25 protein-coding genes are annotated in these 26,786 nt (G+C 66.0%); 9 read left to right on the top strand and 16 right to left on the bottom strand.

All coding sequences use genetic code 11. The features are described 5' to 3' along the window. The first annotated feature begins 227 nt into the window (after positions 1–227). Together OK352_RS11730 and OK352_RS11725 are read left to right on the top strand one after the other, a co-directional pair. The gene (locus OK352_RS11730; protein WP_265141670.1) at positions 228–794 is read left to right on the top strand and encodes a hypothetical protein; all 567 of its coding nucleotides are present in this window, start codon (positions 228–230) and stop codon (positions 792–794) included. A gap of 74 nt (positions 795–868) precedes the next feature. Further along, positions 869–1,582: a PKD domain-containing protein gene (locus tag OK352_RS11725; RefSeq protein ID WP_265141669.1), complete on the top strand. Its 714-nt coding sequence runs from the start codon at positions 869–871 to the stop codon at positions 1,580–1,582. A 196-nt stretch (positions 1,583–1,778) separates the two neighbouring features. On the opposite strand, the gene OK352_RS11720 is transcribed toward OK352_RS11725, so the two are convergent. Both OK352_RS11720 and OK352_RS11715 read right to left on the bottom strand, forming a co-directional pair. Further along, positions 1,779–3,305, bottom strand: coding sequence for a pyridoxal phosphate-dependent decarboxylase family protein (locus OK352_RS11720; RefSeq protein ID WP_265141668.1), 1,527 nt, complete (start codon positions 3,303–3,305; stop codon positions 1,779–1,781). 1 nt (position 3,306) lies between these two features. After that, positions 3,307–4,662 carry an MFS transporter gene (locus tag OK352_RS11715; protein WP_372338110.1) on the bottom strand — a complete coding sequence of 452 codons (1,356 nt, stop codon included), beginning with the start codon at positions 4,660–4,662 and terminating at the stop codon, positions 3,307–3,309. 393 nt (positions 4,663–5,055) lie between these two features. Here OK352_RS11715 and OK352_RS11710 point away from each other — a divergent pair, with 393 nt between their 5' ends. Together OK352_RS11710 and OK352_RS11705 are read left to right on the top strand one after the other, a co-directional pair. Beyond that, positions 5,056–5,964 carry an arginase family protein gene (locus OK352_RS11710; RefSeq protein ID WP_265141666.1) on the top strand — a complete coding sequence of 303 codons (909 nt, stop codon included), beginning with the start codon at positions 5,056–5,058 and terminating at the stop codon, positions 5,962–5,964. 142 nt (positions 5,965–6,106) lie between these two features. Further along, entirely contained in the window at positions 6,107–7,051 is a 945-nt protein-coding gene (locus tag OK352_RS11705; protein WP_265141665.1) for a hypothetical protein, read from the top strand. 109 nt (positions 7,052–7,160) lie between these two features. On the opposite strand, the gene hutI is transcribed toward OK352_RS11705, so the two are convergent. The 3 genes from hutI to hutH are packed head-to-tail and all read right to left on the bottom strand — an operon-like array spanning position 7,161 to position 11,754. Beyond that, complete coding sequence (gene hutI, locus OK352_RS11700) at positions 7,161–8,354, bottom strand: imidazolonepropionase (RefSeq protein WP_265141664.1); 1,194 nt, start codon at positions 8,352–8,354, stop codon at positions 7,161–7,163. A 2-nt stretch (positions 8,355–8,356) separates the two neighbouring features. Continuing rightward, on the bottom strand, positions 8,357–10,183 hold the full coding sequence (gene hutU, locus OK352_RS11695; RefSeq protein ID WP_265141663.1) for a urocanate hydratase: 1,827 nt from the start codon (positions 10,181–10,183) through the stop codon (positions 8,357–8,359). Beyond that, positions 10,180–11,754, bottom strand: coding sequence for a histidine ammonia-lyase (gene hutH, locus OK352_RS11690; RefSeq protein WP_265141662.1), 1,575 nt, complete (start codon positions 11,752–11,754; stop codon positions 10,180–10,182). The genes hutU and hutH overlap by 4 nt, the downstream gene beginning before the upstream one ends. A gap of 97 nt (positions 11,755–11,851) precedes the next feature. Between hutH and OK352_RS11685 the strand changes: the two genes are divergently transcribed. Beyond that, entirely contained in the window at positions 11,852–12,649 is a 798-nt protein-coding gene (locus tag OK352_RS11685; RefSeq protein WP_265141661.1) for an IclR family transcriptional regulator, read from the top strand. On the opposite strand, the gene OK352_RS11680 is transcribed toward OK352_RS11685, so the two are convergent. The 6 genes from OK352_RS11680 to OK352_RS11655 all read right to left on the bottom strand — a co-directional run bounded on the left by OK352_RS11680 (position 12,593) and on the right by OK352_RS11655 (position 17,555). Further along, a complete protein-coding gene (locus OK352_RS11680; RefSeq protein WP_265141660.1) occupies positions 12,593–13,258 on the bottom strand; it encodes a DedA family protein in 666 nt (221 codons plus the stop codon). The genes OK352_RS11685 and OK352_RS11680 overlap by 57 nt on opposite strands. 9 nt (positions 13,259–13,267) lie before the next feature. Continuing rightward, on the bottom strand, positions 13,268–14,587 hold the full coding sequence (locus tag OK352_RS11675) for an acyltransferase family protein (protein ID WP_265141659.1): 1,320 nt from the start codon (positions 14,585–14,587) through the stop codon (positions 13,268–13,270). Between the two features lie 130 nt (positions 14,588–14,717). Then, positions 14,718–15,047 (bottom strand): Fe-S cluster assembly protein HesB, encoded by a 330-nt coding sequence (locus tag OK352_RS11670; RefSeq protein WP_265141658.1) that lies wholly within the window; start codon positions 15,045–15,047, stop codon positions 14,718–14,720. 135 nt (positions 15,048–15,182) lie between these two features. Then, a complete protein-coding gene (locus OK352_RS11665; protein ID WP_265141657.1) occupies positions 15,183–15,854 on the bottom strand; it encodes a response regulator in 672 nt (223 codons plus the stop codon). Further along, the gene (locus OK352_RS11660; RefSeq protein ID WP_265141656.1) at positions 15,851–17,074 is read right to left on the bottom strand and encodes a sensor histidine kinase; all 1,224 of its coding nucleotides are present in this window, start codon (positions 17,072–17,074) and stop codon (positions 15,851–15,853) included. The genes OK352_RS11665 and OK352_RS11660 overlap by 4 nt, the downstream gene beginning before the upstream one ends. Before the next feature lie 85 nt (positions 17,075–17,159). After that, positions 17,160–17,555: a winged helix-turn-helix transcriptional regulator gene (locus OK352_RS11655; RefSeq protein ID WP_265141655.1), complete on the bottom strand. Its 396-nt coding sequence runs from the start codon at positions 17,553–17,555 to the stop codon at positions 17,160–17,162. 81 nt (positions 17,556–17,636) lie between these two features. On the opposite strand from OK352_RS11655, the gene OK352_RS11650 reads away from it, so the two are divergent. After that, entirely contained in the window at positions 17,637–18,047 is a 411-nt protein-coding gene (locus tag OK352_RS11650; RefSeq protein WP_265141654.1) for a RidA family protein, read from the top strand. A 103-nt stretch (positions 18,048–18,150) separates the two neighbouring features. Here OK352_RS11650 and OK352_RS11645 read toward each other — a convergent pair whose 3' ends face one another. Further along, on the bottom strand, positions 18,151–18,423 hold the full coding sequence (locus tag OK352_RS11645; RefSeq protein ID WP_265141653.1) for a GlsB/YeaQ/YmgE family stress response membrane protein: 273 nt from the start codon (positions 18,421–18,423) through the stop codon (positions 18,151–18,153). Between the two features lie 345 nt (positions 18,424–18,768). Between OK352_RS11645 and OK352_RS11640 the strand changes: the two genes are divergently transcribed. After that, the gene (locus OK352_RS11640) at positions 18,769–21,030 is read left to right on the top strand and encodes a DEAD/DEAH box helicase (protein ID WP_265141652.1); all 2,262 of its coding nucleotides are present in this window, start codon (positions 18,769–18,771) and stop codon (positions 21,028–21,030) included. 98 nt (positions 21,031–21,128) lie between these two features. On the opposite strand, the gene panC is transcribed toward OK352_RS11640, so the two are convergent. From panC to panD, 3 genes are read right to left on the bottom strand one after another with little or no spacing between them, the layout of a single operon-like run. Continuing rightward, a complete protein-coding gene (panC, locus tag OK352_RS11635) occupies positions 21,129–21,983 on the bottom strand; it encodes a pantoate--beta-alanine ligase (RefSeq protein WP_265141651.1) in 855 nt (284 codons plus the stop codon). Further along, positions 21,980–22,849 (bottom strand): 3-methyl-2-oxobutanoate hydroxymethyltransferase, encoded by an 870-nt coding sequence (gene panB, locus OK352_RS11630; protein WP_372338103.1) that lies wholly within the window; start codon positions 22,847–22,849, stop codon positions 21,980–21,982. Before panB ends, panC begins: the two co-directional genes overlap by 4 nt. Continuing rightward, positions 22,794–23,207, bottom strand: a complete 414-nt coding sequence (gene panD / locus OK352_RS11625) for an aspartate 1-decarboxylase (RefSeq protein ID WP_265141649.1) — start codon at positions 23,205–23,207, stop codon at positions 22,794–22,796. The genes panB and panD overlap by 56 nt, the downstream gene beginning before the upstream one ends. A gap of 217 nt (positions 23,208–23,424) precedes the next feature. Here panD and coaBC point away from each other — a divergent pair, with 217 nt between their 5' ends. Continuing rightward, a complete protein-coding gene (gene coaBC / locus OK352_RS11620) occupies positions 23,425–24,615 on the top strand; it encodes a bifunctional phosphopantothenoylcysteine decarboxylase/phosphopantothenate--cysteine ligase CoaBC (protein ID WP_265141648.1) in 1,191 nt (396 codons plus the stop codon). A 227-nt stretch (positions 24,616–24,842) separates the two neighbouring features. On the opposite strand, the gene OK352_RS11615 is transcribed toward coaBC, so the two are convergent. Continuing rightward, complete coding sequence (locus OK352_RS11615; RefSeq protein ID WP_265141647.1) at positions 24,843–25,619, bottom strand: Rossmann-like and DUF2520 domain-containing protein; 777 nt, start codon at positions 25,617–25,619, stop codon at positions 24,843–24,845. A gap of 87 nt (positions 25,620–25,706) precedes the next feature. Here OK352_RS11615 and OK352_RS11610 point away from each other — a divergent pair, with 87 nt between their 5' ends. After that, positions 25,707–26,783 (top strand): cytochrome b/b6 domain-containing protein, encoded by a 1,077-nt coding sequence (locus tag OK352_RS11610; protein WP_265141646.1) that lies wholly within the window; start codon positions 25,707–25,709, stop codon positions 26,781–26,783. Positions 26,784–26,786 lie beyond the last annotated feature (3 nt).

Here is a 26,786-nt window from a genome sequence, read left to right as displayed (position 1 = left end):
TGATCAGTAGTAGTACTGTGCGGACATCTTTGGCGGTTATGCCACACGACCTTGTCCGCTTCACGACATCTTCATTCCCAGCAGCACGCCCGCTGAGGGGAATCCCACGTGATCATTGACGGCAGACCGCTCCATCGATTCTGTATTTGTCGAGTCTCGGAAAGGCGGCATCGCGAACCTGTGGATAACTTTCACGTGCAGTCGCTGTTTTTTCTACGCTGAACCGTATGCGATTCTCGAGGGCTCTGCGTGCGGTGCTGGCTCTCGTGTGTGCAAGTGCGATTGCGCTGACAGCTGCAGGGTGTGCGCCCGCTGATCCGAAGCCCACAAAAACGCCGACGCCGACGAAGACGGCGATCTTCGCGAGTGAAGAGGAGGCGTTGCAGGCCGCCGTCGACGTCTACCAGCAGTTCAACGCGGCATTTGACCAGGTCACTGCGGAAGGTGAAGCCGCGGAAGACGAGCTTTCGGAGGTCGTTACAGACGAGTACTTTACGGAGCAGACGTCGGAAGAATCATTTGCTGATCGCGGTTGGCATACCGAAGGGAGCTCTAGCTTCCGAAATGCGGAATTGGCAAGCCTTAACCAGGATGGCAAATCTGCGAAAGTTCAAATTGCTCTCTGCCGAGACGTGTCTAACCAAAGAATCATTGATGAAAATGGGAATGACGTAACCGACGAGAATCGCACATCGGCCTTGATTCCCCTATCCGTGACGATGATCTGGGACGACGAATCTTCCGCACTTTTGATTAGCGAGACAGGTCTATGGGACGAATCACAAGTCTGTTGATTTCTCTCGCAGTCAGCGTCCTCGCGGCCGCTGCTCCGGTTGGGATCCTACCTGCGGATTGTACGAACACGGATGTGCTCGGAAGCGTATGCGGGGATGTAAATGATGGGACTGTCGACACGGGTGCTGACAAGACAAAGCCCGGCGACGGTGGGTCCGACGGACGCGGCGGGTCCGGCGGCGGCAACAACAACGGCGGAGGCCCGCGCGACGACTCCGACGACAGCTACCGTGACAGTGCTGAAGAACATGAAGCCGACATCGCATGCCGACTCCTCGGAACCTGCCCCGAAGAAGGCAGCGACCCCATCACCATCCACGACCTCGCATCCTTCACGCCCGAACAAGTGTCAGTGGCGATGGAACCCGATGGGTGGATGATCGTCGGATTGCCCGCAAACTTTTATGCCGACGCCGCCGTCAATACTGCCAGCGGCGAGCTGTTCGACATCCCCATCAACGTACGATTCACGCCGACCAGATACTCCTGGTCGTGGGGCGACGGCACGTCATCGACGACATCCACCCGTGGAAGCCCCTGGGACGACCTCGATGTCCCCGAGTTCACCGCCACAGCAACGAGCCACACGTTTACCGAAAAGGGCACCTACAAGGTCAGTCTCACTGTCGACTACTCCGTCGAGATCAGGACGCCGGGAGAGGGCTGGTTTCCCGTCGAAGGAACGCTGTCGAAGGCAGCATCCGGCGTCACCGCCATCGCCACCACTGCGAACTCCGTCATCGTCAAAAAGGAGTGCACCAAAAATCCCGATGGTCCAGGATGCTGATCGGTGAGCTTACTTGAGGGGTAGGCGGCCCGGTTCGGACATCAGGACAGGCCACTTTATGGCCGACAGGCAGCCGTTAGCGAGAGATGACTGGACCTGCGCGGTTGTGCGGTTGCGAACCATTATGGGCGACCGGCAGCGGCACGACGCAGGGAGCCGCGCTGTTGGGTATCAACGATCAGCACACAGCCGGACATCACCTGTCGCCGGGCGGCTCCGACTGTCGCGCCAAGACCTCAATGAGGAGGCGTTCCGCAAACTCCGCCGGAAGCTGCTCGATCAACGCAATCAGCGGCGCCATTTTTGACGGCAACGGCGATGTCGCACCACCAGAACGTCGCTGACTGCCACCGACCCCGAAACGCAACAGCAGCGCCTGCGCCTTGTCAGCCGTCAGCTCACGCCCGAGTGCCCCAGACATTCGCAGCGCTTGTACCGCAAGCTTCGGGTTGGCCGGCGTCTTTCCTCGCACATCGTCGGCAGCACGCGTCATCACGTCGCTGAGCTCTGGCAGCATCCGCTCGGTCACCGGCGTGATCGTGAGATGTGTCGTGCGGGGAAGGGCACGACCGTTCGCCTGCATGAAGCCGGGCTGCATCTGCAATGTGAAACCGAGCTCCGCCACGCGATCGGCCCAATGATGCGGATCCACACGCAGCCGCTTCGAGACCGTCACATCTGACGCAACCGCGAGCAGAGGCCCCGTTGGGTCGCCCACGATGCGCAGCCCGGTCGTGCCATCGATGAGCGCACGCAGCTGCTCCGTCGACCGCCGGCACGACGCGACAAGCTCAGCAAACCCCTCGGTGCCCAACCGCTGCACAATCGCCCACGCGGCAGCGAGAGCCGTCGCCGACTTCGAGCCCAACAGCGTCGGATTCACCACCGGATACCCCGGCCACCGCGCCATCGCGAAGAACTGATGCCGCTGCCTGTCGCGATCGCGCTGCAACAGCACCGAGGCGCCCTTGGGCGCATACCCGTACTTATGCAGATCTGCCGAGATGCTCGTCACACCGTCGACCGAGAAGTCCCAGGGCGGCAGATCGCCCCACCAAGCCAGCGCGAATCCGCCGATGCACGCGTCGACATGACACGGGATGCTGTAGCGCGCCGCAGCGGCCGCGACCTCCGCAATCGGGTCGAGAACGCCAAATGGGTAGCTCGGTGCCGACACCACGACAAGCGCGACGTCGGGGCCGAACCGGGCGACAAGGTCGTCGACGGGCACACGCCCCTCGTCATCGACGGGCACAAGATCGAGGTCGAGCCCGAAATAGTGCGCGGCCTTGTGAAATGCAGCGTGCACGGTCGTCGGTGCAACAATGCGCGGTCGCAGGGCGATCATTCGCTGGGTCGCAGGATCTCCGGAGATTTGCGCGGCCGCCCACACATCGCGCGCCGTCTTCACGGCCAACATGCAGCTCTCGGTGCCACCGCTCGTCACCGTTCCGACCGTGTCATCGTCGCCGTGCAGCATCCGCTTGGCAAAGCCGACAAGGTCGCTCTCCAGCGCGGCCACCGACGGGAAGACCGTCGGATCAAGGCCATTCACCGATTGCACGAGCCGCATTGCCTCGGCTGCCAGTTCGTCGAGCTCGGCTAACCCTGAGTCGTAGACATACGACAGCACGCGGCCGCCGTGGCTGGCAGCATCCGCCTCACGCAGGAGGCGCAACCGGTCGAGGACCTCCCGGGAGGCACCGCTCAGCGGTTCGGGCACGTCATGCTCCCTCGTGATCGATGTCGGACCGCCGCAAACGGTACCGGCTCAGCGTGAGAAGGCTCAGAAGCATGGCCGCGGCAGGAACAACGCTGAAGCTCAGCACGATGCCGGTCACTGCAGCATCCGATTGGCTGACGGCGCTGACGCCGACCGACTCCTGGTATCCGGTGATCGCCAGCACGACCGTCAGCGCTGTCGCCCCGAACGCCATACCGGCGGTCTCGCCCGCCGTCCAGAGACCACCGAAGACGCCCGCGCGGCCCTCGCCGTGGCGTTCTGCGTCGTGCGAGATCACGTCGGGCAGCATCGCCATGGGCAACGCCTGCATGCCGGCATACGCGGCTCCGGCGACGGCGACCGAAATGAAGACCCACCAGCCCGGCGACCACAGCAGCATGATGAGCGAGGCCGAGGCGATGAGGAAGATGATGCTGGCGAACCAGAAGCCGCGTTCCTTGCCGATGCGCTTCGCGATGCCGCCCCACGCCGGCGTGAGCAGCAGTGCCGGGGCGATGAGTGCGACGAATAGCAGAGTCACGGCGGTCTCAGAATGCAGCACCCACGTCGCGACGTACTGGGCACCCGCGAGCATCATCCCGGTGGCGAGGCCCTGCAGCATATACGTCGCGAGCAGGGCGCGGAACGGCTGGCTGCGCACGAGGGCGCGGATGCCGCCCCGATAGTTCTGCACGAGGGATGCTGTGGGCCGCACCTCGGGTTCGGGAACGTTGCGCGGGGCGACCGTTGTCGACAGCAGCATCCCGATGCCGAGGACGACTCCGGCGACGATGGCCATCACGAGATACCCGAGGTAGGGGTCGTATGGGTAGAGGTCGCGCAGCAGCGGCCCGCCCGCGCCGAACAGCAGGATCGCAACGGTCAGTACCACGACGCGCCAGGTGAGCAGCCGCGTGCGCTCGTTGTATCGGCGCGTCAGCTCGGCCGGGAGCGCGATATACGGCACCTGGTACATGCTGAACGAGGTGGCGCAGAGAATGAACGCGAGCGTGACCCAGACGGCGGATGCTGCCGGCGGCAGCCCGGGAGCGACGGCGAACGTCAGCACGAAGAAGACGGGAAGCGCGAGGCTGCCGATTGTCATGAAGCGTCTGCGGGATCCGCTGCGCACGAGACTGACGTCGCTGCGGTCGCCGATGATCGGGTCGATCACGACGTCCCAGATCTTCGAGATGGTGAGGATCAACCCCGCGACGAGCGCGGTCACACCGAGGGTGTCAGTGAGGTAGTAGACCAGTACAAGGCCGGGGAGCGTGGCGAAGCCGCCGGTTCCGAGCGAGCCGATCCCGTAGCGCCACAGAACGGCTCGCGGAAGTCGGGTGCGCGAGACGCTGATCGGGCCCGTCGCGTCGCTCGGTTCGTTCACAGGACCTGCCCGTGAGCTGCGGTTCGCTGCATCACTGCCATGAACCGATCTTAGTGCTCGGGCATGTGCGGGCGCGAAGGCTGCCAAGCAGAGCAGCGTCAGGGCGAAGGCTGCCCCTCGGAGCGGCGTCGGCGTGAAGGGTGCCGAGCAGACCAGCGCTGGGGCGAAGGGTGCTGGGCAGAACAATGTCGGGGCGAAGGACGCTGAGCAGAACAGCGCCGGGGCGAAGGGTGCCGAGCGGAACAATGCCGGGGCGAAGGGTGCTGGGCAGGATAGCGCCGGAGCGAAGGCTTCCCCGCGGCGCAGAGCGGCGTCGGGTCGAAGCCCACCCGGCACAGCCATGCGCGGTGCTAGCGTCGAATCATGGCAGACGGTTCCGCTTCGCTTTCGCACGATGACCTCTGGCCGCGGGCCGGTGACTGGACTCCCGCGGGCCGAATCAACGGAGACCTCGATCTCACGCTCATCGGGATACCGACCGCACGCACCTCCCTGTCGCCGACACGGGCGGACGCGACGCCCGCAGCCGTGCGCGAGGCACTGCGCCGCTACAGTCCCTTCGCACACGACCGTGACGCGGACCTCGACGTTCTGACACTGGCCGACGCCGGCGACATCATCGACCCCGACAGAGATGAGGATGCTGCGCGGCAGCGCGTCGCCGACGTGGCCACGCGCAGCCGACTCACCGTGGCTCTGGGAGGCGACAACGCCGCGACCGTGCCCGCCGCGCTCGGCGCGTGGGGCGGCGATATCGCGACAGCGGGGCTCATCACGCTGGACGCCCACTACGATCTGCGCGACGGCCGCTCGAACGGATCGCCCGTGCGCCGCCTGATTGAAACTGGTCTGGACGGGCACCGCGTGGTGCAGATCGGCATCCAGGACTTCGCGAACTCGCGCGCCTACGCCGAGCGCGCCCGCGAATTGGGCATCACCGTGATCACGCGCGACGACCTGCTGCGGCTGCCGCTCGACGACGTCTTGGCCGAGGCGCTCGCGGTCGCCGGCGGTGCGGGCGGCCCGATTCACGTCGACCTCGACGTGGACGTGTGCGACAGGGCAGTGGCGCCCGCATGCCCGGCGTCGACGCCCGGAGGCATCGCCGCGCATGAACTGCGCCGTGTGGCGCGCGTCGTGGCGCAGCATCCTCAGGTCTCATCGATCGACATCACCGAGATCGACGCTCTGGCAGATGTCGCGGACGAGCGAACGGTGCGCTTGGCGGCGCTCTGCGTGCTGGAGGCTGCCGCGGGCCTCGCCGCACGCTGACGCTGACCCCCTCTGCGTTCAAGTGGCGAAGTTGGCGTGAAAACACGCAGATTTCCACCAATATTGACATCTGAGCAGGGCCAGACTCGGGCACTGTGGATAATGACAGCGGCCCATCAGCGGCTTTGGCAGAGTGTCGGTTATGGCTCGCTCGCGCAACCGGCTTCCCACGGCGCTTGGTACGCACTTTTCGGTGGCAGCGGCCACCCGCCGAGGAATCCCCCGGAGCAGATTGCGTGCAGACGACCTCAGTTCTCCCTTTTACGGCGTGAGAGCGCTCGTGGGCGCCGAGAGTGACGAGCCCGGCTCCGAGGAGACGATTCGTCGCCTGGCGCATGCGTATGCCCCGCGCGCCCGTGATGTGGACTTTCTCAGCCACAGCACGGCGGCCGCATTGCATCACGCACCGCTGCCGATGAATACGGATGCCATGATCCATGTGTCGACGTTCAAACCGGCACGCGCCCCGCGCACGCGCGGGGTCATCGGGCACAGCGCCTCGCGGTCGGTGCCGACTGTGACCGTGGACGGGATCCGAGTCTCGGACCCTGCCGCGACGTGGGTCATGCTCGGCGAGAGCTTTGATGTGCCATGGCTTGTCGCGGTCGGGGACTATTTCTGCCGCGCGTGGCGCGAAGGTTACGGTCGGCCGCATGTGGGCAGAGTGCCTCTGGCTACTCCGTCGCAGCTCGCAGATGCGCTGAACAGCTGCCGCCGGGTTGGCGCGGCAAAGCTGCGGGACGCACTGTGCTACGTACGCTGCGATTCGTGGTCGCCTCGAGAATCGCTCACCCGATATCTTCTCGTCACGCACGGACTACCTGAGCCGGTGCTCAACACCGACTTCTACGATTCGCACGGGTGTCATCTTGCGTGCATCGACATGGCTTACCCCGAGTACAAGGTTGCCGTCGAGTACCAAGGTCGCGTTCACGGTGTGCAATATTCTCAGGACATCGAACGTGTCGAACGGCTGCGCGCTGACGGATGGATCGTCGTGCAGGTGTCATCGGAGCTGTTCAACGAGCCGGACACACTCGTTCACCGTGTTCGGGACGCTCTGCGCTCACGCGGATGGCGCGGCTGACCAGCCAGGGCAGGTAGGGCAGGCCGGACGGACCGTTCATCTGGCAAAGTTTGCAATTCAGGGCGTCCGCATATGCAAACTGTGCCACCTGAGTCTGAGGGAGAGCAGCTCAGATTCTCTGGCCAGCCACCCAGGTCTGCGCGACCAGAGGGACACCGGGGCGGTACGCCAGATGCACGTGGCTTGGCGCACCGAGCAGCACGAGGTCGGCACGTGCCCCGGGCACGATGCGACCCACGTCGTCACGTGCGAGTGCCGCCGCGCCCCCGGCCGTTGCCGCCCACAGCGCCTCTGCCGCCGTGAATCCCATGTCACGCACGGCAACGGCGATGCAGAATGCCATACTCGACGTGAAGCTCGACCCGGGATTACAGTCACTCGCCAGCGCCACGCGGGCACCAGCATCCAGAAGTCTGCGTGCGTCGGGGTAGGGCTGCCTGGTTGAGAACTCGACGCCCGGAAGCAACGTGCAGACAGTTCCGGATGCTGCCAGCAGCGCCACGTCCTCATCGCTGAGGTAGGTGCAGTGGTCCACGCTGGCCGCGCCGAGCTCCACGGCAAGCCGTACGCCGTCGCCGTGCCCCAACTGGTTGCCGTGCACGCGGACACCGAGCCCACGAGACGCTCCCGCCTCAAGCACACGTCGTGACTGCTCCGGCGTGAAGGCACCGCGCTCGCAGAAGACATCGACCCAGCGCACGTGCGGGGCGCAAGCGTCGAGCATGGCACCGACGACGAGATCGACGTAGTCGTCGGCATCGCCCGCACTGCCCGTTGAGTCATCGTATTCGGGAGGAACCACATGAGCGCCGAGGAACGTGACCTCGTCAGTGACTTCCCGCGCCAGACGGGCGAGGCGCTCCTCATCGTGAACGCTCAGCCCGTAACCCGTCTTCACCTCGAACGTCGTCGTCCCCTGCGCATGAAGCTCAGACACGAAGCCCGCGAGCCGTGCCCGCAGCTCGTCATCGGTCGCTGCACGCGTCGCAGCCACCGTCGACCGGATGCCGCCCGCTGTATACGCCTCGCCGGCCATGCGTGCGGCGAACTCCGCCGAACGGTCACCGCCGAAGACCACGTGGGTGTGGCTGTCGACGAAGCCCGGGATGACCGCCTGCCCCGCAGCATCCACGACCTCGAGCCCCTCGTCGCCCGCGACGGCGAGGGCCGAGCGCGCGTCACCCACCCACGCGATGCGGTCGCCGTCCAGCAGCACTGCTGCATCATGGCGGATGCCGAGCGGATCGGTGTCGCGCTTCTCGTTCGTGACCAGCTCACCGATATTCGTCATGAGGGTGCGCATCGTTATGCTCCCGAGCAGGCGGCGGGTGAAGCATCCGCGGGCGCGTCAGTCGGGCCGGTTGGCGCGCTGTGTTCGGGCGCGTCCGCATCGAGTAGGGGAATGCGCACCCCGCGCTCGCGGGCCACCTCGGCAGCGCGGTCGTAACCGGCATCGACGTGCCGCATCACACCCGTGCCGGGATCGTTCGTGAGCACACGTTCGATCTTCTGAGCGGCGAGATCGGTGCCGTCGGCGGCGATGACCTGCCCCGCATGAATCGAGCGACCGATGCCGACGCCGCCTCCGTGGTGCAGTGATACCCAGGTGGCTCCGGATGCCGTGTTGAGCAGTGCGTTCAGCAGCGGCCAGTCCGCAATCGCGTCAGAGCCGTCGGCCATCGCCTCGGTCTCGCGATACGGCGACGCGACCGACCCCGAGTCCAGGTGGTCGCGCCCGATCACGACGGGAGCCGACAGCTCCCCAGAGGCGACCATCTCGTTGAACTTCAGCCCCGCCCGGTGCCGCTCACCGTATCCGAGCCAGCAGATTCGGGCGGGCAGCCCCTCGAAATGCACTTTCTCTTGTGCGCCCGTGATCCACCGGCGCAGCGGCTCATCGTCGGGGAACAGCTCGAGGATCGCGCGGTCCGTCGCCGCGATATCGGCGGGGTCGCCCGACAGAGCTGCCCAGCGGAACGGTCCTTTGCCCTCGCAGAACAGCGGCCGGATGTACGCGGGCACGAAGCCCGGATACTCGAAAGCGCGCTCACAGCCTCCTTCGCGGGCCTCGGCACGCAGCGAGTTGCCGTAGTCGAACACCTCGGCACCAGCATCCTGAAACTCCACCATCGCCTGACAGTGCTTGGCCATTGACGCGCGAGCTCGAGCGGTGAAGTTATCGGGATCGGATGCTGCCAGCTCGTGCCACGCGGCAACGGTGACGCCCTCCGGGAGGTAGCTGAGCGGGTCGTGCGCGCTGGTCTGGTCGGTGACCACATCGACATCCACGCCGCGCGTCAAGATCTCGGGGAACACGGATGCTGCGTTGCCGGCGACCCCGATCGACACGGCCTCGCTGTCGCGCTTCGCCTGCTGAGCGCGGTCGAGCGCGGCGTCCAGATCGGGCGCGATCTCGTCGAGGTAGCCGTGGTCGAGGCGACGCTGCAGCCGGGCAGCATCCACGTCGACGATGAGGCAGACGCCGCCGTTCATGGTGACGGCGAGCGGTTGTGCGCCGCCCATGCCGCCGCAGCCCGCGGTGAGCGTCAGGGTTCCCGCGAGCGTGCCATCGCCGCGCCCCCGTGCGTTGAGCGAGCGGGCGACGGCGGCGAACGTCTCATACGTACCCTGAAGAATGCCCTGCGTGCCGATGTAGATCCAGCTGCCCGCCGTCATCTGCCCGTACATGGTGAGGCCTTCGGCCTCGAGCTTGCGGAACTCTGGCCACGTCGCCCAATCGGGAACGAGGTTCGAATTGGCGATGAGCACGCGCGGTGCCCATTCGTGGGTGCGGAAGACGCCGACGGGTTTGCCCGACTGTACGAGAAGCGTCTCGTCGGCCTCGAGGTCTTCGAGCGTGCGGCGGATCGCGTCGAATGCGTCCCAACTGCGTGCCGCTCGCCCGGTGCCGCCATAGACGACGAGGTCGTCTGGGCGCTCGGCGACGTCGGGGTCGAGGTTGTTCATCAGCATGCGCAGCGGCGCCTCGGTCTGCCAGCTCTTGGCGCTGAGTGCGGTGCCGCGGGCCGCGCTGACCGGTCGGCTGCCCGCTGTTTGGCTGCGCTGTGCCTGGCTGCTGTGTGCCTGGCTGCCGTGTGCCTGGCTGCCCGCTGTCTGGCTCTGTTGCGTCATTGCAATTCTCCTGTCTCTGTCTCGGCTGCGTTCACAATGCGCCCGGAGCGCACCAGCTCGACCACGGCCTCGATCTCGTCTGCGACGATGCGGTCGCTGCCCGGCCCGTCGACGCTCTCGCGCACACGGGCGAGCACAGCTCCCGTTGCCGCTCCCGGCTGCAGCGGTGCCCGCAGGTCGAGCGAGCGGCAGGCCGTCATCACCTCGATGGCGAGCACGCGGGTGAGCCCGTCGACAGCGCGGCGTAGTTTGCGGGCGGCCGACCAGCCCATCGACACATGGTCTTCCTGCATCGCCGACGACGGAATCGAATCGACGGATGCGGGCACGGCGAGGCGCTTCAGCTCGCTCACGATTCCGGCGGCGGTGTACTGCGCGATCATCAGCCCGGAGTCGACGCCGGCGTCGTGAGCGAGGAACGCGGAAAGGCCCTTGTTGCGCGAGGGATCCAGATGCCTGTCGGTGCGTCTCTCAGACATCGACGCGACGTCAGCCGCCGCGATCGCGAGGAAGTCGAGCACATAGCCGACCGGAGCTCCGTGAAAATTTCCGTTCGATTCGACGCGACCGTCAGGCGTGACGACGGGGTTGTCGACGGCGCTCGCGAGCTCGGCGTCGGCGACGGATGCTGCATGCGCAGCGGTGTCTCGGGCAGCGCCGTGCACCTGCGGCGTGCAGCGCAGCGAGTACGAGTCCTGTACGCTCGGGTCTTCCGGCCCGCGGTGCGATGCGACGATGGGGGAGCCGTTGAGCAGCGCACGCAGATTGGCGGCGGAGCGCGCTTGTCCGATCTGCGGCCGCAGACTCTGCAGATCAGCAGCGAAGACACGGTCCGTGCCGAGCAGCGACTCGACGCTGAGCGCTGCCGCGATGTCTGCGGTGCGCAGCAGCATCCGGATGTCGTGGAGCGCAAGCAGCAGCATCCCGAGCATTCCATCGGTGCCGTTGATGAGCGCGAGCCCTTCCTTCTCGACGAGCACGAGGGGTTCGATGCCGGCGTCAGCGAGTGCGTCTGCGGAGTCGCGCAGCGTGCCGGTCTTGTCACGCACCTGGCCTTCGCCCATCGCCGCGAGAGCGCAGTGCGAGAGCGGGGCGAGGTCGCCCGAGCAGCCGAGTGAGCCGTACTCGCGCACGACGGGCGTGATGCCGGCGTTCAGCAGATCGGCGTAGGTCTGCGCGGTTTCGAGGCGCACACCCGTACGACCGGTCGCCAGGGTCTTGAGGCGCAGAAGCATGAGCGCGCGGATGACCTCCCGCTCGACCTCGGGACCCGACCCGGCGGCGTGCGAGCGGATGAGGCTCTGCTGCAACTGCGTGCGCTGCGCGGGGTCGATGAACGTCGTCGCGAGCGCACCGAATCCCGTCGAAATGCCGTAGTGCGGGTCGCCGGTCTCGGCAAGGCCCTTAATCGTGCGCCGTGACGCAGAGATCGCCTGGGCGACGTCGGGCGAGAGCTCGACGCGGGCGCCATCACGGGCGACGCGAACGACGTCGGCCGGGGAGAGAAGCGTGGCTGCAGTGAGATCGGCGCCGAGTGTGACGGTGCCCTGTTCTGTCAGAGTGGTGCTCATACGTCGATTCCATCGCATACCGGGCACGGTGAGAACGGGCATAATGACACGTGTGTCCGGGATTTCGGACATCTCACGAGCAGATGGAGGATGCTGCATGAGCAGATCACCGGCGGCCGACCAGACACTGCGCATCCTGACCTTCCTCGCCCGGCAGCGCGGCCCGGTCGCCGCCGCGCGCATCGCCGGGGCCCTCGAGCTGCCGCGATCCACCGTGTACCAGCTGCTGAGCGAGATGCAGAGGCAGGGCTACGTCGTGCACCTGCCTGAAGAGCGGAGGTGGGGCATCGGCGTCGCCGCGTTCGAGCTGTCGAGCGGATACGCACGGCACGAGCCGCTCAGCCGGCTCGGACGGCCTCTGCTCGCGGGCCTCGTCGACGAGTTGGGCGAAAGCGCGCACCTGGCCGTGCTGCACGGGCGCGATGTGCTGTACATCGTCGAAGAGCGGGCTCCGCGCAGGCCCCACCTCGTGAGCGACGTCGGCGTGCGTCTGCCCGCACAGCTCGCGGCAACCGGCAGAGCCATGCTCGCTCAGCTGCCCAAGTACCAGGTCCGCGCGCTCTTCCCCGACCGAGAGGCATTCGTCGACCGCACTGGGCTGGGCCCGAGGAGCTACTCTGAGCTGCGTCGCCTGCTCGACGAGACGCGGCGCAGCGGCTTCGCCTCAGAAGACGGTGAGATCACGCGCGGTCTCGCGTCGATCGGCGTGGCTGTGACCGACCATGTGGGCTGGCCCGCAGCATCCATCGCCGTCACCTTCGAGACAGCACGAGGCGATATCGACAGCGTCGGGTCCGAAGGGCTGGTGACTCGGCTGGCCCGTGTGGCATCTGAGCTCTCACGGCGCATCAGCGGACATCCGCGACGGCTCGCTGGTCGCGTCGAGCTCGGCTGACAGCCCGGCGGCCTCAAGGCGACGGCGGCGGGCTGTGACGATCCGGTCGATCACGAAGCCGATGACGAGCGCAAGGACGATGCCGATTACCGCGCCGAGCAGCGGCTGGTCCTTCACCAGGTTGCCTGCGACGAGTCCGATGAAGACCGAGTACACGGCCCACATCGCCCCGGCGATGACGCTGAGAGGAATGAAGCGTCGGCGCGGGTAACGCAGCGCTCCGGCTGTCATATTGACGGCGACACGACCGACGGGGATGTAGCGTGCACCGAGGATGAGGCCGGCCCCTGAGCGGTCGAGCGTCCGGCCGGCCCAGTCGAAGGAGGCGGCGACACGTGGGCGGCGCATCCACCGGAAGCGGCGAGTGCCGACACCTCGGCCGATCGAAAAGGCGATGTTGTCGCCGATCGCTGCTCCGATCGCTGCAATGGCACACAGGAGAATCAGGTTGGTGCTGTTCGTGGAGGCGGCGACGGCCGCGGCAGCCACGAGAACCGTTTCACTGGGAATCGGCGGAAAGAAGCCGTCGATGATGGCGACGGCGAACATCACGGCGTACAGCCACGGTGAGGCGATCGCCTGCATGATGAGTTCGTTCACGATGTCCACTCCACAAAGCTATGCAGTCGGTACGGCGCGGGGCATCACTCTCTGGTATTGCGTTCGTCCACCCAGAGGAGGGTGTGCCGAGGCGGTGAGTGCCACGCGCATGAGGATCACGCTCGCGATCGCGGTGAGGACGGTGATGCCGCCGATCAGCAAGACGACGGCGCTGAGCACGCCCGCGACGCCCGCCAGAGCGGCACGGCGAGCGGATGCTGTCGGTGTCGGCATCGTCCGGCGCTCCCAGCGACTCGTGGCGAGCGCAACGAGAGCGGTCGTCGCCATCGCGAGGGCGATCCAGAACGGACGCGTGGCCCACCAGGCACCGCTGCCAGGCTCGGGCAGGGGCACGATGCCGCCCCATGCGCCGACGAGAGCGATGGCGGCGAGGGCGATGAGCACCGGCATGTGCCAGAGATAGATCGTCATCGAACGAGAGTTGATCCACGCGGTCACTGCATGCACCGGCTCGCGTGCGGCGACGCGCTTCAGCCAGGGGCGCGCGAGCGATAGGCCGGCCAGCTGCACGATGCCGAGGAGCACAAGGGCCGCGGACGGCGGGTTGAGAGCGGCGTACATGTTGCCCGGGTAGATGCCGAGCAGTGTGACGGCGAACAGGGCAGCGAGGGCACCAACGCCGATCATGACGCGAGCGCGAACCGTCAGCGCGTCGACTGTTCCATCAGCGAGCCAGAACCCGAGCTGCTGCACGAGCAGCCACACGAACGCGAGGTTGAGGAAGGCGATCGCTCCGACTCCGCCGAGTGACGAGGCAACATCCACCCCGATGACGGCGGCGCCGAGGAGCGCGAGGGTCGTGCGCCGAGCCCGCTCATGCGCGGCGATCATCGCCGGAGCAAGCGCCTGGCAGAGCACGTACACGCCGAGGAACCACAGAGGCTGGCTGATGCGGAACCCGGCTTCAGCGATCATATCGGCCGGGACACCCGTGAGCGTCATGATCAGCAGGGCCGCACCGACGACGGCCACCATGACAATGGCGGGCCCGAGAAGTCGCTGCACACGCCCGGCGACGAACTCCGCAGGCGTATTTCCACGGCCACGCGCCGAACGGTACGCCCTGCGCGTGGAAAAGCCGCCGACGATAAAGAAGAGCGGCATGACCTGCACCACCCACGAGACCGGGATGAACCAGTCGTGACCCTCGGCCGCGTTCTCAAAAACCGGGCCGGCCGCGCCGATGCTGATGCCCACCATGAGCGAGTGCAGTGCGACGACGACGGCGAGGCACGCGGCACGCACCAGATCGATGCTGGTGTCGCGCGTTGGCCGTGTGTGACCTGTGCGGCCGACAGCGGGGGTAACGGTGGTCATGATTCGTCTCCTTGAAGCTGATCTTCCTGAAGACTAGAAACCGGATGCTGCCGGCCACATCGACCACTGGGGTGAAAAAGACGCTGCCTCACCCCCTACGAGGGAGTGAGGCAGCGCGACGTTCGGGATGTCAGACGGTCTGCTGATTGCCGATCGAGAAGCTCACTGCTCCTTCGGCATTGACCTCGGCGTCGAGCACCTTGTCGTCGAGGGCGACGGCTGCGCCCTCTTCGAGGAAGACCCTCGCCTCGCCTGCTTCGACCACCTGATCGTCGGCTTCGGGAGACGTCGCGACATCGACGGCGAAATCGCCGCTGCCCTGCTCCGTCTGGCTGCTGATGCGCAGTCCGGCATCGTCTTCGCCGGTCGCCTGGGAAGCGATCGTCTTGACGATGGTGCGTGCATTGTCGGTGAGGGTGAGCACAAGCTCTCCTTCCGGTTGCGGGTATGTCCGTGCCACGATTCCTCAGGGCGCTGCGCAGTTCAAGCCGTGTTCAGCCATTGTCAGGCCATTCACACTCAGCACCGGGACGAGGGCACCGATCGCGTCCGTGACAGGGTGTGTGCTGCGCCCGGAGTGTGGGGTGCCGAGCGCTCAGCTTGCGGGGGTGACGAGTCCTGCGTCGTACGCGAAGATTACGGCATGCACCCTGTCGCGCAGCTGCAGCTTCTGCAGAATCTTGCCGACGTGCGTCTTGACGGTCTGCTCTGAGATGAACAGGTCCCCAGCGATCTCGCCGTTGGAGCGTCCCGACCCGATGAGCATGAGCACCTCGCGCTCTCGATCGGTCAGCGCGTTCAGCTCAAGGTTGGCCCGCGGCGTCGTGGGCCGGCTCTGCCCGAACTGCTCGATGAGGCGTCGGGTGATGCTCGGTGCGAGCAGCGCATCTCCTGCGGCGACGACGCGCACGGCCTGCACGAGCTCGGCCGGCAGCGAGTCCTTCAGCAGAAATCCGCTGGCCCCGGCCTGCAGGGCCTCGTACACATAGTCATCGATGTCGAACGTCGTGAGCATGATGACGCGAGGAACGTGGGGGAGCGGATGCTGCGGCGAGAGGATGCGCCTCGTCGCTTCGAGTCCGTCGAGTTCCGGCATCCGCACGTCCATCAGCACGACATCCGGCTTCTCGCGGCGCACGAGATCGACGGCCTCGAGCCCATTGGACGCTTGCCCGACAACCTGAATACCGGTCTGTGCGTCCAAAAGCGCAGCGAAGCCCGCACGCACCATCGTCTGGTCATCGGCAATGGCAACGGAGATGGTCATGCGTCGTCCTCGGGGGTCTCATCGGTCAGAGCGTCCGCGTCGAACGGTAGCACGGCATGGACGAGCCAGCCGCCGTCGGGCGTCGCATGTGTTTCGAGAACGCCCCCGAGGGCTGTTGTGCGCTCACGCATGCCGATGAGCCCGTGGCCGCCGCCGGCAGCGTCCTCAGGGACAGCACCAGGTGCCGAGTTGATCACCGAGACGACGGCACCCGACGTGTTGCTGCGGGTCACCCCGACACTCACCCGTGACCCGGGGGCGTGTCGCAGCGCATTGCTGATGGCCTCCTGCACAATGCGGAACGTCGCCACCTGAACCGAGAGCGGCGCACCGCGCAGCTCGTCGTCGATGCTCATGTCGATCGGTACCCCCGAGCGACGGGCGGTTTCGATGAGCCCCGGGATGTCTCCGATCGTGCGCTGCGGCATCCTCTCGGCTTCCTGGCCGTCCGGGCGCAAAGTACCGAGCAGTCGACGCATCTCTGCGAGTGCCGAGCGGGCGGATGCTGCGATGTCATCGAACTCCGCGATCGCGGGTTCGTTCAGATCGCTCAGTCGATACTGAGCCGTCGATGCCTGCACCTGAATGATCGACATGCTGTGGGCCACAACATCGTGCAGTTCGCGCGCGATGCGCGAACGCTCCTCGATGAGCTGTCGTCTCGACTGCTCTTCGGCCGAGACCTCCTTCTCTCGGGCGAGCTCCTCACGAATATCGTTACGCCCCGAGACCAGCAGGGCGATGACGAACGCGACAGCTCCGATCGAGAACGTGACGATCAGATCCGCCATCTCGGTTCCCGTCACCATCAGGACGTTGTCGCGTCCGGAGAGTGGCGGTATTGCGAGGGCAGCGACAAGTGCGGCGAGCCAGGTAGCGGCAGCGAGAGGCCAACCGCGGCGGTACTGGATGAGACCGATCAAAAGTGCCAGTGTGATGATCTCGGTGACGGGGACGGGCCACGGCCAGAAGGGGTCGCGGACGGCGCTGGCGAGGATGCCGTTGCCGAGCAGCCCAATGACGAACAGGGCGATGGCCGTACGTGGCCGCAGAAGCGAGAGCGGCAGCGAACCGGCTGTAAACGCTGACAGAACAAAGGCGACGGCAACGGGCACGTGATAGAGCGCAGAACTGACCGGGACGGCAACGACGTAAAGAGCCAGGGAGACGCTGCCCACGGTGATCCACAGCCACAGTGGGTGGAGGCGTGGTGAAGACATGCCAGCATCCTGTCACGGCGCGTGCCTTTCGGGCATCACCCCGTGGTCTGAAACAGGCCAGCCTGTCTCATGCCTGGGGTGCTGATCACGGTGGTGTTCCGCCAGAATCCGCCTGGTCGTCAAATCGTTCACGTGCGTCATTGACGGCAGCCAGGTTCGTCGCACTCCAGCTCAAGAGCGCATCGATCAAATCCTGCAGGGTCGTGCCGAGCGCGGCGATGCGATACTCAACGGCGACGGGGCGCGTACTTACGATGACGCGATCGACCATTCCGTTGCGCTCAAGGCGACGCAACGCGCTCGTGAGTGACTTCTGGGTCACAGCGGGGATCGCTCGACGCAGCTCATTGAAACGTCGAGGGCTCTCGCACAAGACGTCGAGAATCTGCAGCGACCATTTATCGAGCACCTGGTCGAGCAGTTCGCGGTGCTCAGGGGTGACCTGTGGAGTGGGCGCCGGGGTGCGGGCAGTTTCGGTCATGACACCTGGTCTCGTTGAAGTGCTCTTTTGCTCTCACGTACACATGAGATACCAGGTTCCCATAACTCGTCAGGAGTCGTCATGACCGTACACACATTCAGCCCGGATGGAATGTTCCAGCCCGTTCCGTATCACCATGTCTCGGTTGCCACGGGATCGCGCCAGGTCCATGTGGCCGGTCAGATCGCGAGGGATGCTGACGGCGGGCACATCGCGACCGGAGACCTCATCGGCCAGATGCTGCAGGCAATGAGCAACACGGCTCGCGGACTCGCCGGAGCGGGAGCGAGCTTTGCTGACGTCGTGCGGCTGCGCTTCTTCGTCGTGGACTGGAGCGTCGACAAGAATGCCGCGTTCATGGAGGGACTCGAGCGTGCGACGCGTGAGCTCGATCTGTCGACCCCGCTGCCCCCGATCTCGATGATCGGCGTTGATTACCTCTTCGAACCGGACGTTCTCATCGAAGTCGAAGCGTACGCGGTGCTCGACTGAGACAGACGAACGATCGGTGCGGCCCGCCGGCTCGAGCCACGGGTAGGCAGACGTCGGCCCCGGGAACCATACGGATCTCGGGGCCGACCGCGTTCAGAGAATGTTATGCCTCGGCACGCTTCTTGCGCCCGAAGATGAGCCCCCAGATCAGGAGCACGATGATGGCGCCTCCGATGGCGAGCAGCCAGCTCGAGAGACTCCAGAACTCGTCGACTCCGACGCCGAAGATCGCATTGCCGAGCCATCCGCCGAGCATGGCGCCGATGACGCCGAGAATCAGCGTCATGATCCAGCCGCCGCCCTGCTTGCCCGGAAGGATCATCTTGGCGATCGCTCCGGCAATGAGTCCGAGAATGAGAAATGCGATGAAATTCATTGTGTTGCCCTTCTCTCTGGGGCGGCTTGTGACCGCCCGTAGGGGACTACGTGTTTGTCACCATACGCCGCGGCACGGTGATATGGGGGATCCTCGGAGGGGAAATATTTCTCTATGCCTGTTCTCAGCCGCACACGGCTAAAGTAGAGAGGTCGGCTCTAGACACCGCGCTTGTGGCGCGGATGGGTTTGTAAGTCTGCTGGGCCGGTTTCCTCTCGAGAACGAGAAGCGAACACACACGATGTGAACGGTCCCGGCCACTGAACGCCCGGGTGAAGAATCCCGCCGCGAGAAGGCGTGCGGTTCTGCTGATTCATGCATAAGAACAACCCGGAAAGCACGCCCATGCCGAAAAACAAGAAGCCTCAAGGCGGACGCCCCGCCCGCAATTTCGATCCCGACTACATCGCGAAGCGTCGCGAGCACCAGGCGAAGAAGGGCGGCCCGAAGCCCGGGAGTCGCAGCCCGGGTCATCGCGGGTACCGCGCTCCCGAAGAGCGACCGAAGAAAAACCGGTGGGATGCTGCTGAGCGCGCCGAACGCGCGGCAGAACGCCGTGACGGTGCCCACCGCCCGCAGTACGACGATCGCCCGCAGCGGCGTCGGTTTGACGACGAGCGTGGACGACGCGACGCACGTGCACCGCGCTTCGACCGCGGAGGCGCGAATCATCGTCGCTTCGATGACGACCGCCCGGGCCGTGACGACCGTCGGCACAACGATGCGCGTCACGACCGCACGCCGCGGTATGAACGAGCTGACCGTTCGAACCGTCGCTTTGACGACGACCGGTCTGGCGCAGATGGGCATACGTCGCGATTTGGTCGGGATGATCGTCCGCAGCGTCGGAACGATGATCGCCATGAGCGCCCGCGCCGTTCGTTCGACCGCGATGAACGTCGCCCGCGCAGCGACCGCGACAACCGCGCACCGCGCTTCGATCGAGAAGAGCGTCAGCCGCGGTTCGACCGCGCCGATCGTCCCCAACATCGCTTCGACAACGACCGCACCCGCGGTGAAGGCCGTCCCTCTCGGTCTGATCGTGACGCTCGCTCGACACGTCGGATTGACAGCGACCGTCCGCGTCGCGAGGATGGCGCGCCGCGTTTTGACCGTGATGACCGTGCTCCGCGCAACGATCGTGATGATCGACGCCCGCGATTCGATCGCGCGGACCGCGCTGGCAGTCAGCAGCGCACCCATCGCGACGAGCGCGCTCGGGGGCAGTTCGATCGTCATGATCGCGCGTCACGATACGAGCGGGCCGACCGGCCGCAGCGCCGTTTCGACGGTGACGATCACCGTCCCCCACGCCGGGACTCCTTCACAGGAAGCGACAGGAAGCACGGTTTCACGCCCCAGGACGACGTCGTGCTCGAGCGGCTCGAAGCCGAAGCCATTCAGGCGGAAGACGTTGAGGGTGTGACATTCAGCGATCTGGGTCTCGGCGGAAACATCGTGCGTACGCTGGGCGAGCTGGGCGCAGCATCCCCATTCCCGATTCAGGCAGCCACGATCCCAGACGTTCTCGCCGGCAAAGACGTTCTCGGCCGTGGTCGCACGGGCAGCGGCAAAACCATCGCGTTTGGTGCTCCGCTCGTGGAGCGGCTGATGGAGAACAAGGGCGGGACGAAGCGCGAAATGGGGCGCAAACCTCGCGCGCTCATTCTCGCTCCGACTCGTGAGCTCGCACTCCAGATCGACCGCACCGTGCAGCCCATCGCACGCAGCGTCGGGCTGTTCACGACTCAGATCTACGGCGGCGTGCCGCAGGCCAGACAGGTCGGCGCGCTCAAGCGCGGCGTCGACATCGTCATCGGAACCCCGGGACGCATCGAAGACCTGATCGAGCAGGGGCGTCTCGACCTGTCCGACGTGAAGGTGTCGGTTCTGGACGAGGCCGACCACATGTGCGACCTCGGGTTCCTCGAACCCGTTCAGCGCATCCTGCGCCAGACCGCACCGAAGGGCCAGAAGCTGCTGTTCTCGGCGACGCTCGACACGGGCGTGGCCGCACTGGTGAAAGAGTTTCTCGTCTCGCCGGCCGTTCACGAAGTCGCTGGCGAAGATCAAGACTCGGGAACCATCGACCACCGGGTCCTCGTCGTCCTGCGCGAAGACAAGGTGCAGCTGCTCACAGAACTGGCCGATCGCGATGAGAAGACGCTGATCTTCACCCGCACTCGTGCCTACGCCGAACAGCTCGTCGATGACCTCGAGGATGCTGGAGTGCGAGCTGTCGCTCTGCACGGGGACCTGAGCCAGGGCCGTCGCCAGCGCAACCTCGAGCGACTGACCTCGGGGCGAGTGAAGGTGCTCGTTGCCACGGACGTGGCCGCGCGCGGCATCCATGTCGATGACATCACCCTCGTGATCCAGGCCGACATGCCCGACGAGTACAAGACCTACCTGCACCGTTCGGGTCGTACGGGCCGCGCGGGCAAGACAGGGCGCGTTGTCACCGTGATCCCGCGTAACCGTCGCCGCCGCATGGCTGAGATGCTCGAGCGCGCGGAGATTGACGCCGAGATCGTGGACGCGTTTCCCGGCGACGACATCGTCGACGAGGTAGCGGGCCGCCCGACGATCGCTGACCTCACAGCGTAGTCACTGCGCGAACGCCTGTGGCACCACTCCGTCTGGTGGGGTGCCACAGGCGTTTTGAGAACGGTTCGTAGGACGAAGAATGCTCTGAGATGCCCCGCTCAGAGCAAACTCTGTCCCACGAAATGGAGCGACGCGTTGTCGATGAGGCGCGTCGCCCCGACGCGGGCGGCAAGCACGAGAACGGCGTCTCCACGGAAATCGGGCGGGCACTCGGTGAAGGTTGCGCGGTCAACCAGCGTGGCGTAATCGAGGGAAAACTCCGGATGCTGTCGCTCGGCGTCCGCGAGCGTCGCACGTGCAGCATCCTGCGCAGCTTGCGCTCCGGACGCTGATCGCGCAGCCTCGATCGCGCGGGGAAGAGCCAGCGCTGTTTCGCGTTCACGGGCGCTGAGGTATCGATTGCGACTGGACAGCGCGAGACCGTCGGCATCGCGCACGATCGGAACGCTGTCAATGCGCACACCGAGATCGAGATCGGTGACCAGGCGCTCGACCAGCGCGAGCTGCTGGGCATCCTTCTGGCCGAAGACCGCGACATCGGGGCGCACCCTCTGAAACAGCTTCGCCACGACTGTGAGGACGCCGTCGAAGTGGCCCGGGCGGGCAGCGCCCTCGAAGACCGTTCCCATGCGCCCGGCGCTCACCGTGACTTCGGGCTCGCGCGGGTACATCTCGCTCTGGTCCGGCGCGAAGACGACGTCGACACCGTCGGCACGGCAGATCTCGAGGTCGGCGTCGAGATCGCGCGGGTAGCGCTCGAAGTCCTCGCCCGGCCCGAACTGCAGCGGGTTGACGAAGATGCTCATGGCGACAGCATCCGCGATCTCGTGCGCACGGGCGATTAGGCGGCGGTGTCCGTCGTGCAGGGCGCCCATGGTCGGCACCAGCGCAACGGAGCCGGTCACCGACTCACGCCAGCGGGCAAGGCCAGCCGTGTCGACGACGCGGGTCACGAGAAATCGCGCTCAGATTCGGGGAAGGCCCCGGACGCCACGTCGTCGACGTAGGCGCGCACGGCGTCCCCGAGCACCTGGTTGAGATCCGCGTAGCGCTTGACGAATCGGGGGACGGGGCCAGTGCGCAGCCCGGCCATGTCTTGCCACACCAGAACCTGAGCGTCGCACCCGGCACCTGCTCCGATGCCGACGGTGGGGATCGGTAGTTCGCGCGTGACCTCGGCGGCGATCTCGGCCGGCACCATCTCGAGCACAACCGCGAACGCGCCGGCCTCGGTCACTGCACGGGCGTCGTCGAGCAGCTGCTGTGCCGCGTCGCCTCTGCCCTGCACTTTGTACCCGCCGAGTGCGTGCTCGCTCTGCGGCGTGAACCCGACGTGCGCCATCACGGGGATGCCGGCGTCGACGACGGCCTTCACCCGATCGGCCATGCGTGCACCGCCTTCGAGCTTGACGGCGTGGACGCCCGCCTCCTTCATGAAGCGGATCGCCGTGGTCACCGCCTGCTCGGCGGACACCTCATAGCTTCCGAACGGCAGGTCGGCGACGACTAGCGCGCGCGAGGCCGATGTCGCCACGGCGCGGGCGAGTGGGATCAGCTCGTCAACAGTGACTGGCAGGGTCGTCGAGTGCCCGTAGACATTGTTCGACGCGGAGTCGCCGACGAGCAGGGCGTCGACGCCCGACTGCTCGAAGAGCGCTGCCGTGTACTGGTCGTAGCTGGTGAGCATGGCCCACCGGCGCCCCTCGCGCTTGGCCTTCTGCAGGTCAAGTGTGCGGACGCGGCGCGCGGGGCGCGGGGCGGAATCAGGCATGTGCCGCTGCCTCCGACCGCACGCTTCCCGGAGCGGGTTCCGAGGCATCCGAGCCGATCCCGGTGATGCGATTGAGCGCGTCGACATGGACGATGCGCGGTCGGTGCGTCTGCAGCTCCTCCTCGTTCACGAGGCCATAGGCGACGATGATCACGAGGTCGCCCGGGTGCACGAGGTGCGCGGCGGCACCGTTGATCTCGATGTCGCCTCCGCCGGGACGCCCCGTGATCACATAGGTCTCGAGGCGCGCGCCGTTCGTGATGTCGAGAACGGCGACCTTTTCGCCGTCGGCGAGTCCTGAAGCATCCATGAGCTCGCTGTCGATCGTGATCGACCCGACGTAGTCGAGGTCGGCCGCGGTGACGGTGGCGCGATGGATCTTCGAGGTGAGCACTGTTCGAAGCATGTCTGCCATGGTACCGAGGGTTTCCGGGATGCTGCCGAGAGTGACGTTCAGCCCAGGGCGGAGTATCCCGTGTATTTTCTGCGCCCCTATTCTGTGTCATGGTCTCCGTGGGCCGGGGCTGCGACTCTGACTTCCCGAGCACGCACGACAACGTGTGGTGTGCATGGGCGCCAGCGGGACGCCTGGAGATGCGCGTGCAGTGCGTAGGATGAACCACATGAGAATCGTCGTGGGAGTATGCGGCGGGATCGCCGCCTACAAGGTTGTGGGAGTGATCCGCACGCTCGTGCTGCAAGGCCACGACGTGCAGGTGATCCCCACCCCAGAGGCTCTGAAGTTCATTGGCGCGCCCACGCTTGAGGCCATCAGCCGCACGCCGATCGCCACAGACCTGTTCGACGACGTTGCCGACGTGAAGCACGTCGCTCTCGGCCAGAGCGCCGACGTGATCCTCATCGCCCCGGCCACGGCAAACACGATCGCCAAGCTCGCGGGCGGCCTCAGCGACAATCTGCTCACCAACAGCGTGCTCGCCTCGACCGCGCCGCTCGTGATCGCCCCCGCGATGCATACAGAGATGTGGCAGAACCCGGCGACCCAGCACAACATTGCGACGCTTGCCGATCGTGGCGCACACATCGTCTGGCCCGAATCGGGGCAGCTCACCGGAAGCGATGTCGGCGTTGGTCGGCTCGCCGACCCCGAGAGCATCGTTGCCGCGGTGTCGGCGGCGACAGGCCCGCGCGACCTGGCCGGCATGTCCGTCGTCGTGACGGCTGGAGGAACACGTGAACCCATCGACCCCGTGCGCTTTATCGGCAATCGCTCGAGCGGCAGGCAGGGCGTCGCGCTCGCCGAGAGCGCGCGCGACCGCGGCGCTGAGGTCGTGCTGATCGGAGCGAATCTCGAGGTCGCACCGCCCGTTGGCATCGAGACGGTCGCGGTGTCCACGGTGGCGGAGTTGCGCGACGCCGTGAGCGCACGTGCGGACGATGCCGACATTGTGGTGATGGCCGCCGCCGTCTCGGACTACCGGCCGCGGACCGTTGCCGAGACGAAGATGAAGAAGGACGCCGTGGGCGACGACGTCACGATCGAGCTCACGCAGAATCCGGACATCCTTGCAGAGCTGGGCGCGCGCGAGCATCCGAGACCTGTTCTCGTGGGCTTTGCCGCCGAAACCGAGTCGGATGCTGAGGAGCTCATCGCCCTGGGCGCGGGCAAGGCCGCACGTAAGAATGCCGAGCTCGTCGCCGTAAACCGTGTGGATGAGGGTCGCGGATTCGGAACCTCAGACAACGAGGTCATCGTTGTGGATGCTGCGGGAGCTGTCCGTGCTCGCGCCTCAGGCACCAAGCACGAGGTGGCAGACGCGATTCTCGATGCGGCGCTCGCAGTTCGTTCCTGACGCGTCGGAACGCGGCCTCGCGAGACCCCGCAAGAGTCGATGAGACCCAGCACTGCAGGGTGAGAGCCAGCATGGCTCCGTGGAGCTCAACAATGCGTGACTCATAGGGCCCGCTTCGGGGGCCTGTCTTGACGGGCCTGACGTCACGGTGCCTGAATCAGCGAGGCATGATCGCACGCGCGTTGCGAAGGCCCGCTGCCGACCGGTCCTGCGGTCGAGAGAAAGAATCACGTATCGCCGCGTGTGCCTGTCGGCTTGTCTGACGCGGCGAGGTCACGCGTCGCCGCGACGAGCGCGTCGAACAGCGGGAGTCGATGGGGGAGCGCCGCGGCGACAGCATCCCGTTGCGCGAGCACAGTGGCGTCATCGCCTCGGGCGACGGGCCCCGTGAGCGCAGCCTCTGCTCCCCGCTCGGCCCATTTCTCGACAGCAGCTCGTACAAGGGGCGCGAGAGCGCGCCGATCCACTCCGACGGTTGCGGCCATATCTGTGGCAAAACCCTCGATCGTCACCACGAAGTTCGCCGCAATGGAGGCCGCCGCGTGATAGGCGGCACGGTCGGTCTCCGCGATCGCGAAGGGCGTCATTCCGAGCGTCATGGCAAGGGCCTCGGCCGTGCGCATCGCCCCTGCCGTCGACCCCGCGATCGCCGCGCTCGCTCCGGCGAATGAATCGCCGGAGCCGGTCACGGTGAGCAGCGGGTGCATGTTGAATGCCTCGTGCGGTGCCAGAGAATCGAGTGTCGTCGCGCCCGACAGGTGACCCACGAGTCGGCCAGTGGCAACACGGCCGGCGACGTTCGCGATGGCGGCGTCAGGCACCGCGAGCAGCACGATGTCGGCTGTCTCCCCGAGGGCGCCGTCGGCGACGGCATCCGCCTGCGCGTGCTCGAGGGGGCCCTGAACCATGATGCCTGCCACGCGCAAGGCAGACGCGAGTGCCGTTCCCATGCGCCCGGCCCCGACGATTGTGACGGTTGCGTGTGCTAATTCCCGGAGCGCCATAGGCCCATTGAAGCATGGCACGCGCTGACAAGGCCGTGACCCGAGTAACGGTTGTTCTCGAGACAGTCTCGATACAGTGGAGATACTGTGACGACCCCTGAGACCGCCGGCCGGCCCGAGGCCGAAGACAAGCGCGCGCACTTTCCGCGGCTGCGAACCGGACGTCGGTGGCTGAACCTCATCTGGACGATTCCCGCCGTCGCCATTCTGCTTCTCGTCGTTGTCGGCATCGGCGTCGGGTTGCGCCAGATTCCCGGAGTCGAGGACTTCATCGCCCGCTACCCGGGCACAGGGGAACGCGCCGAGCCGCAGGGCTTCCCCTGGTGGCTGCGCTGGCAGCACTTTCTCAACATCGTGTTCCTGTTGCCGATCATGCGCTCGGGGCTGCAGATTCTCGCCGGGCGACCGCGACTGTTCTGGAGGCTGGGGCAGCGGCCGGGCAGCGAATGGCTGCGCATGAATGCTCCCGTCGAACCGGGCACACGCGTCTCCCCGAGGCACGATGCGGTGGCGCTGCCCACGCAGCTGGGGCTGCCGGGCACGCGTCGCTCGACAGCATCCGCTCGCTGGTGGCATTTGACGATCACGATGCTGTGGCTGCTGAACGGCGTCGTCTTCTACATCGTGCTGTTTGCAACGGGGCAATGGGTGCGCGTCGTGCCGACGAGCCTCGACGTGTTTCCGAACGCACTCAGTGCCGTGCTGCAGTATGCGTCGCTCGACTTTCCCGACCAGCGTTCGTGGGTCGCGTACAACGGCATTCAGCTGTTGACCTACTTCGTGACGGTGTTCATCGCCGCACCTCTTGCCGTGATCACGGGGATGCTGCAATCGCCACGGATCAGCAGGGCCGTCGGTGCCGCCCAGTCACGGCTGTTCAACGCTGAAGCCGCGCGATCGGTGCACGCGATTGTGCTTGGGTGGTTCATCGTCTTCACGATCGTGCATGTGGCGCTCGTGCTGTCGACCGGGGCTGCAGAGAACCTCAACCACATCACGATTGGGCAGAGCGGAACCGGGCCAGCAGGGCTGGTGCTGTTCGGGGTCGGCGTCGTCGTGCTCGCCGTTCTGTGGGTGATCGCGTCACCAGTGACGAACCGGTGGCCCGACAGGGTGCAGGCCGTCGCCGTACGGATGCTCGGGCCGCTGTCCCGCTGGTTCTGAGCG

This window comes from Microbacterium sp. MPKO10, from assembly GCF_026107415.2.
Lineage (GTDB): Bacteria > Actinomycetota > Actinomycetes > Actinomycetales > Microbacteriaceae > Paramicrobacterium.
The sequence above is the reverse complement of the archived record's forward strand: the minus strand, read 5'-3'. Positions and strand labels throughout refer to the sequence as shown.

What these genes read in the sequence shown, in the direction of transcription:
- OK352_RS11615 (WP_265141647.1), bottom strand. Translation starts at nt 25,619, where the DNA reads ATGGCGCTCCGGGAATTAGCACACGCAACCGTCACAATCGTCGGGGCC.
- OK352_RS11685 (WP_265141661.1), top strand. Translation starts at nt 11,852, where the DNA reads ATGAGCAGATCACCGGCGGCCGACCAGACACTGCGCATCCTGACCTTC.
- OK352_RS11675 (WP_265141659.1), bottom strand. Translation starts at nt 14,587, where the DNA reads ATGACCACCGTTACCCCCGCTGTCGGCCGCACAGGTCACACACGGCCA.
- OK352_RS11705 (WP_265141665.1), top strand. Translation starts at nt 6,107, where the DNA reads ATGGCTCGCTCGCGCAACCGGCTTCCCACGGCGCTTGGTACGCACTTT.
- OK352_RS11660 (WP_265141656.1), bottom strand. Translation starts at nt 17,074, where the DNA reads ATGTCTTCACCACGCCTCCACCCACTGTGGCTGTGGATCACCGTGGGC.
- hutH (WP_265141662.1), bottom strand. Translation starts at nt 11,754, where the DNA reads ATGAGCACCACTCTGACAGAACAGGGCACCGTCACACTCGGCGCCGAT.
- OK352_RS11645 (WP_265141653.1), bottom strand. Translation starts at nt 18,423, where the DNA reads ATGAATTTCATCGCATTTCTCATTCTCGGACTCATTGCCGGAGCGATC.
- hutU (WP_265141663.1), bottom strand. Translation starts at nt 10,183, where the DNA reads ATGACGCAACAGAGCCAGACAGCGGGCAGCCAGGCACACGGCAGCCAG.
- OK352_RS11655 (WP_265141655.1), bottom strand. Translation starts at nt 17,555, where the DNA reads ATGACCGAAACTGCCCGCACCCCGGCGCCCACTCCACAGGTCACCCCT.
- OK352_RS11640 (WP_265141652.1), top strand. Translation starts at nt 18,769, where the DNA reads ATGCCGAAAAACAAGAAGCCTCAAGGCGGACGCCCCGCCCGCAATTTC.
- coaBC (WP_265141648.1), top strand. Translation starts at nt 23,425, where the DNA reads ATGAGAATCGTCGTGGGAGTATGCGGCGGGATCGCCGCCTACAAGGTT.
- OK352_RS11665 (WP_265141657.1), bottom strand. Translation starts at nt 15,854, where the DNA reads ATGACCATCTCCGTTGCCATTGCCGATGACCAGACGATGGTGCGTGCG.
- OK352_RS11650 (WP_265141654.1), top strand. Translation starts at nt 17,637, where the DNA reads ATGACCGTACACACATTCAGCCCGGATGGAATGTTCCAGCCCGTTCCG.
- panB (WP_372338103.1), bottom strand. Translation starts at nt 22,849, where the DNA reads ATGCCTCGGAACCCGCTCCGGGAAGCGTGCGGTCGGAGGCAGCGGCAC.
- OK352_RS11730 (WP_265141670.1), top strand. Translation starts at nt 228, where the DNA reads ATGCGATTCTCGAGGGCTCTGCGTGCGGTGCTGGCTCTCGTGTGTGCA.
- panD (WP_265141649.1), bottom strand. Translation starts at nt 23,207, where the DNA reads ATGCTTCGAACAGTGCTCACCTCGAAGATCCATCGCGCCACCGTCACC.
- hutI (WP_265141664.1), bottom strand. Translation starts at nt 8,354, where the DNA reads ATGCGCACCCTCATGACGAATATCGGTGAGCTGGTCACGAACGAGAAG.
- OK352_RS11710 (WP_265141666.1), top strand. Translation starts at nt 5,056, where the DNA reads ATGGCAGACGGTTCCGCTTCGCTTTCGCACGATGACCTCTGGCCGCGG.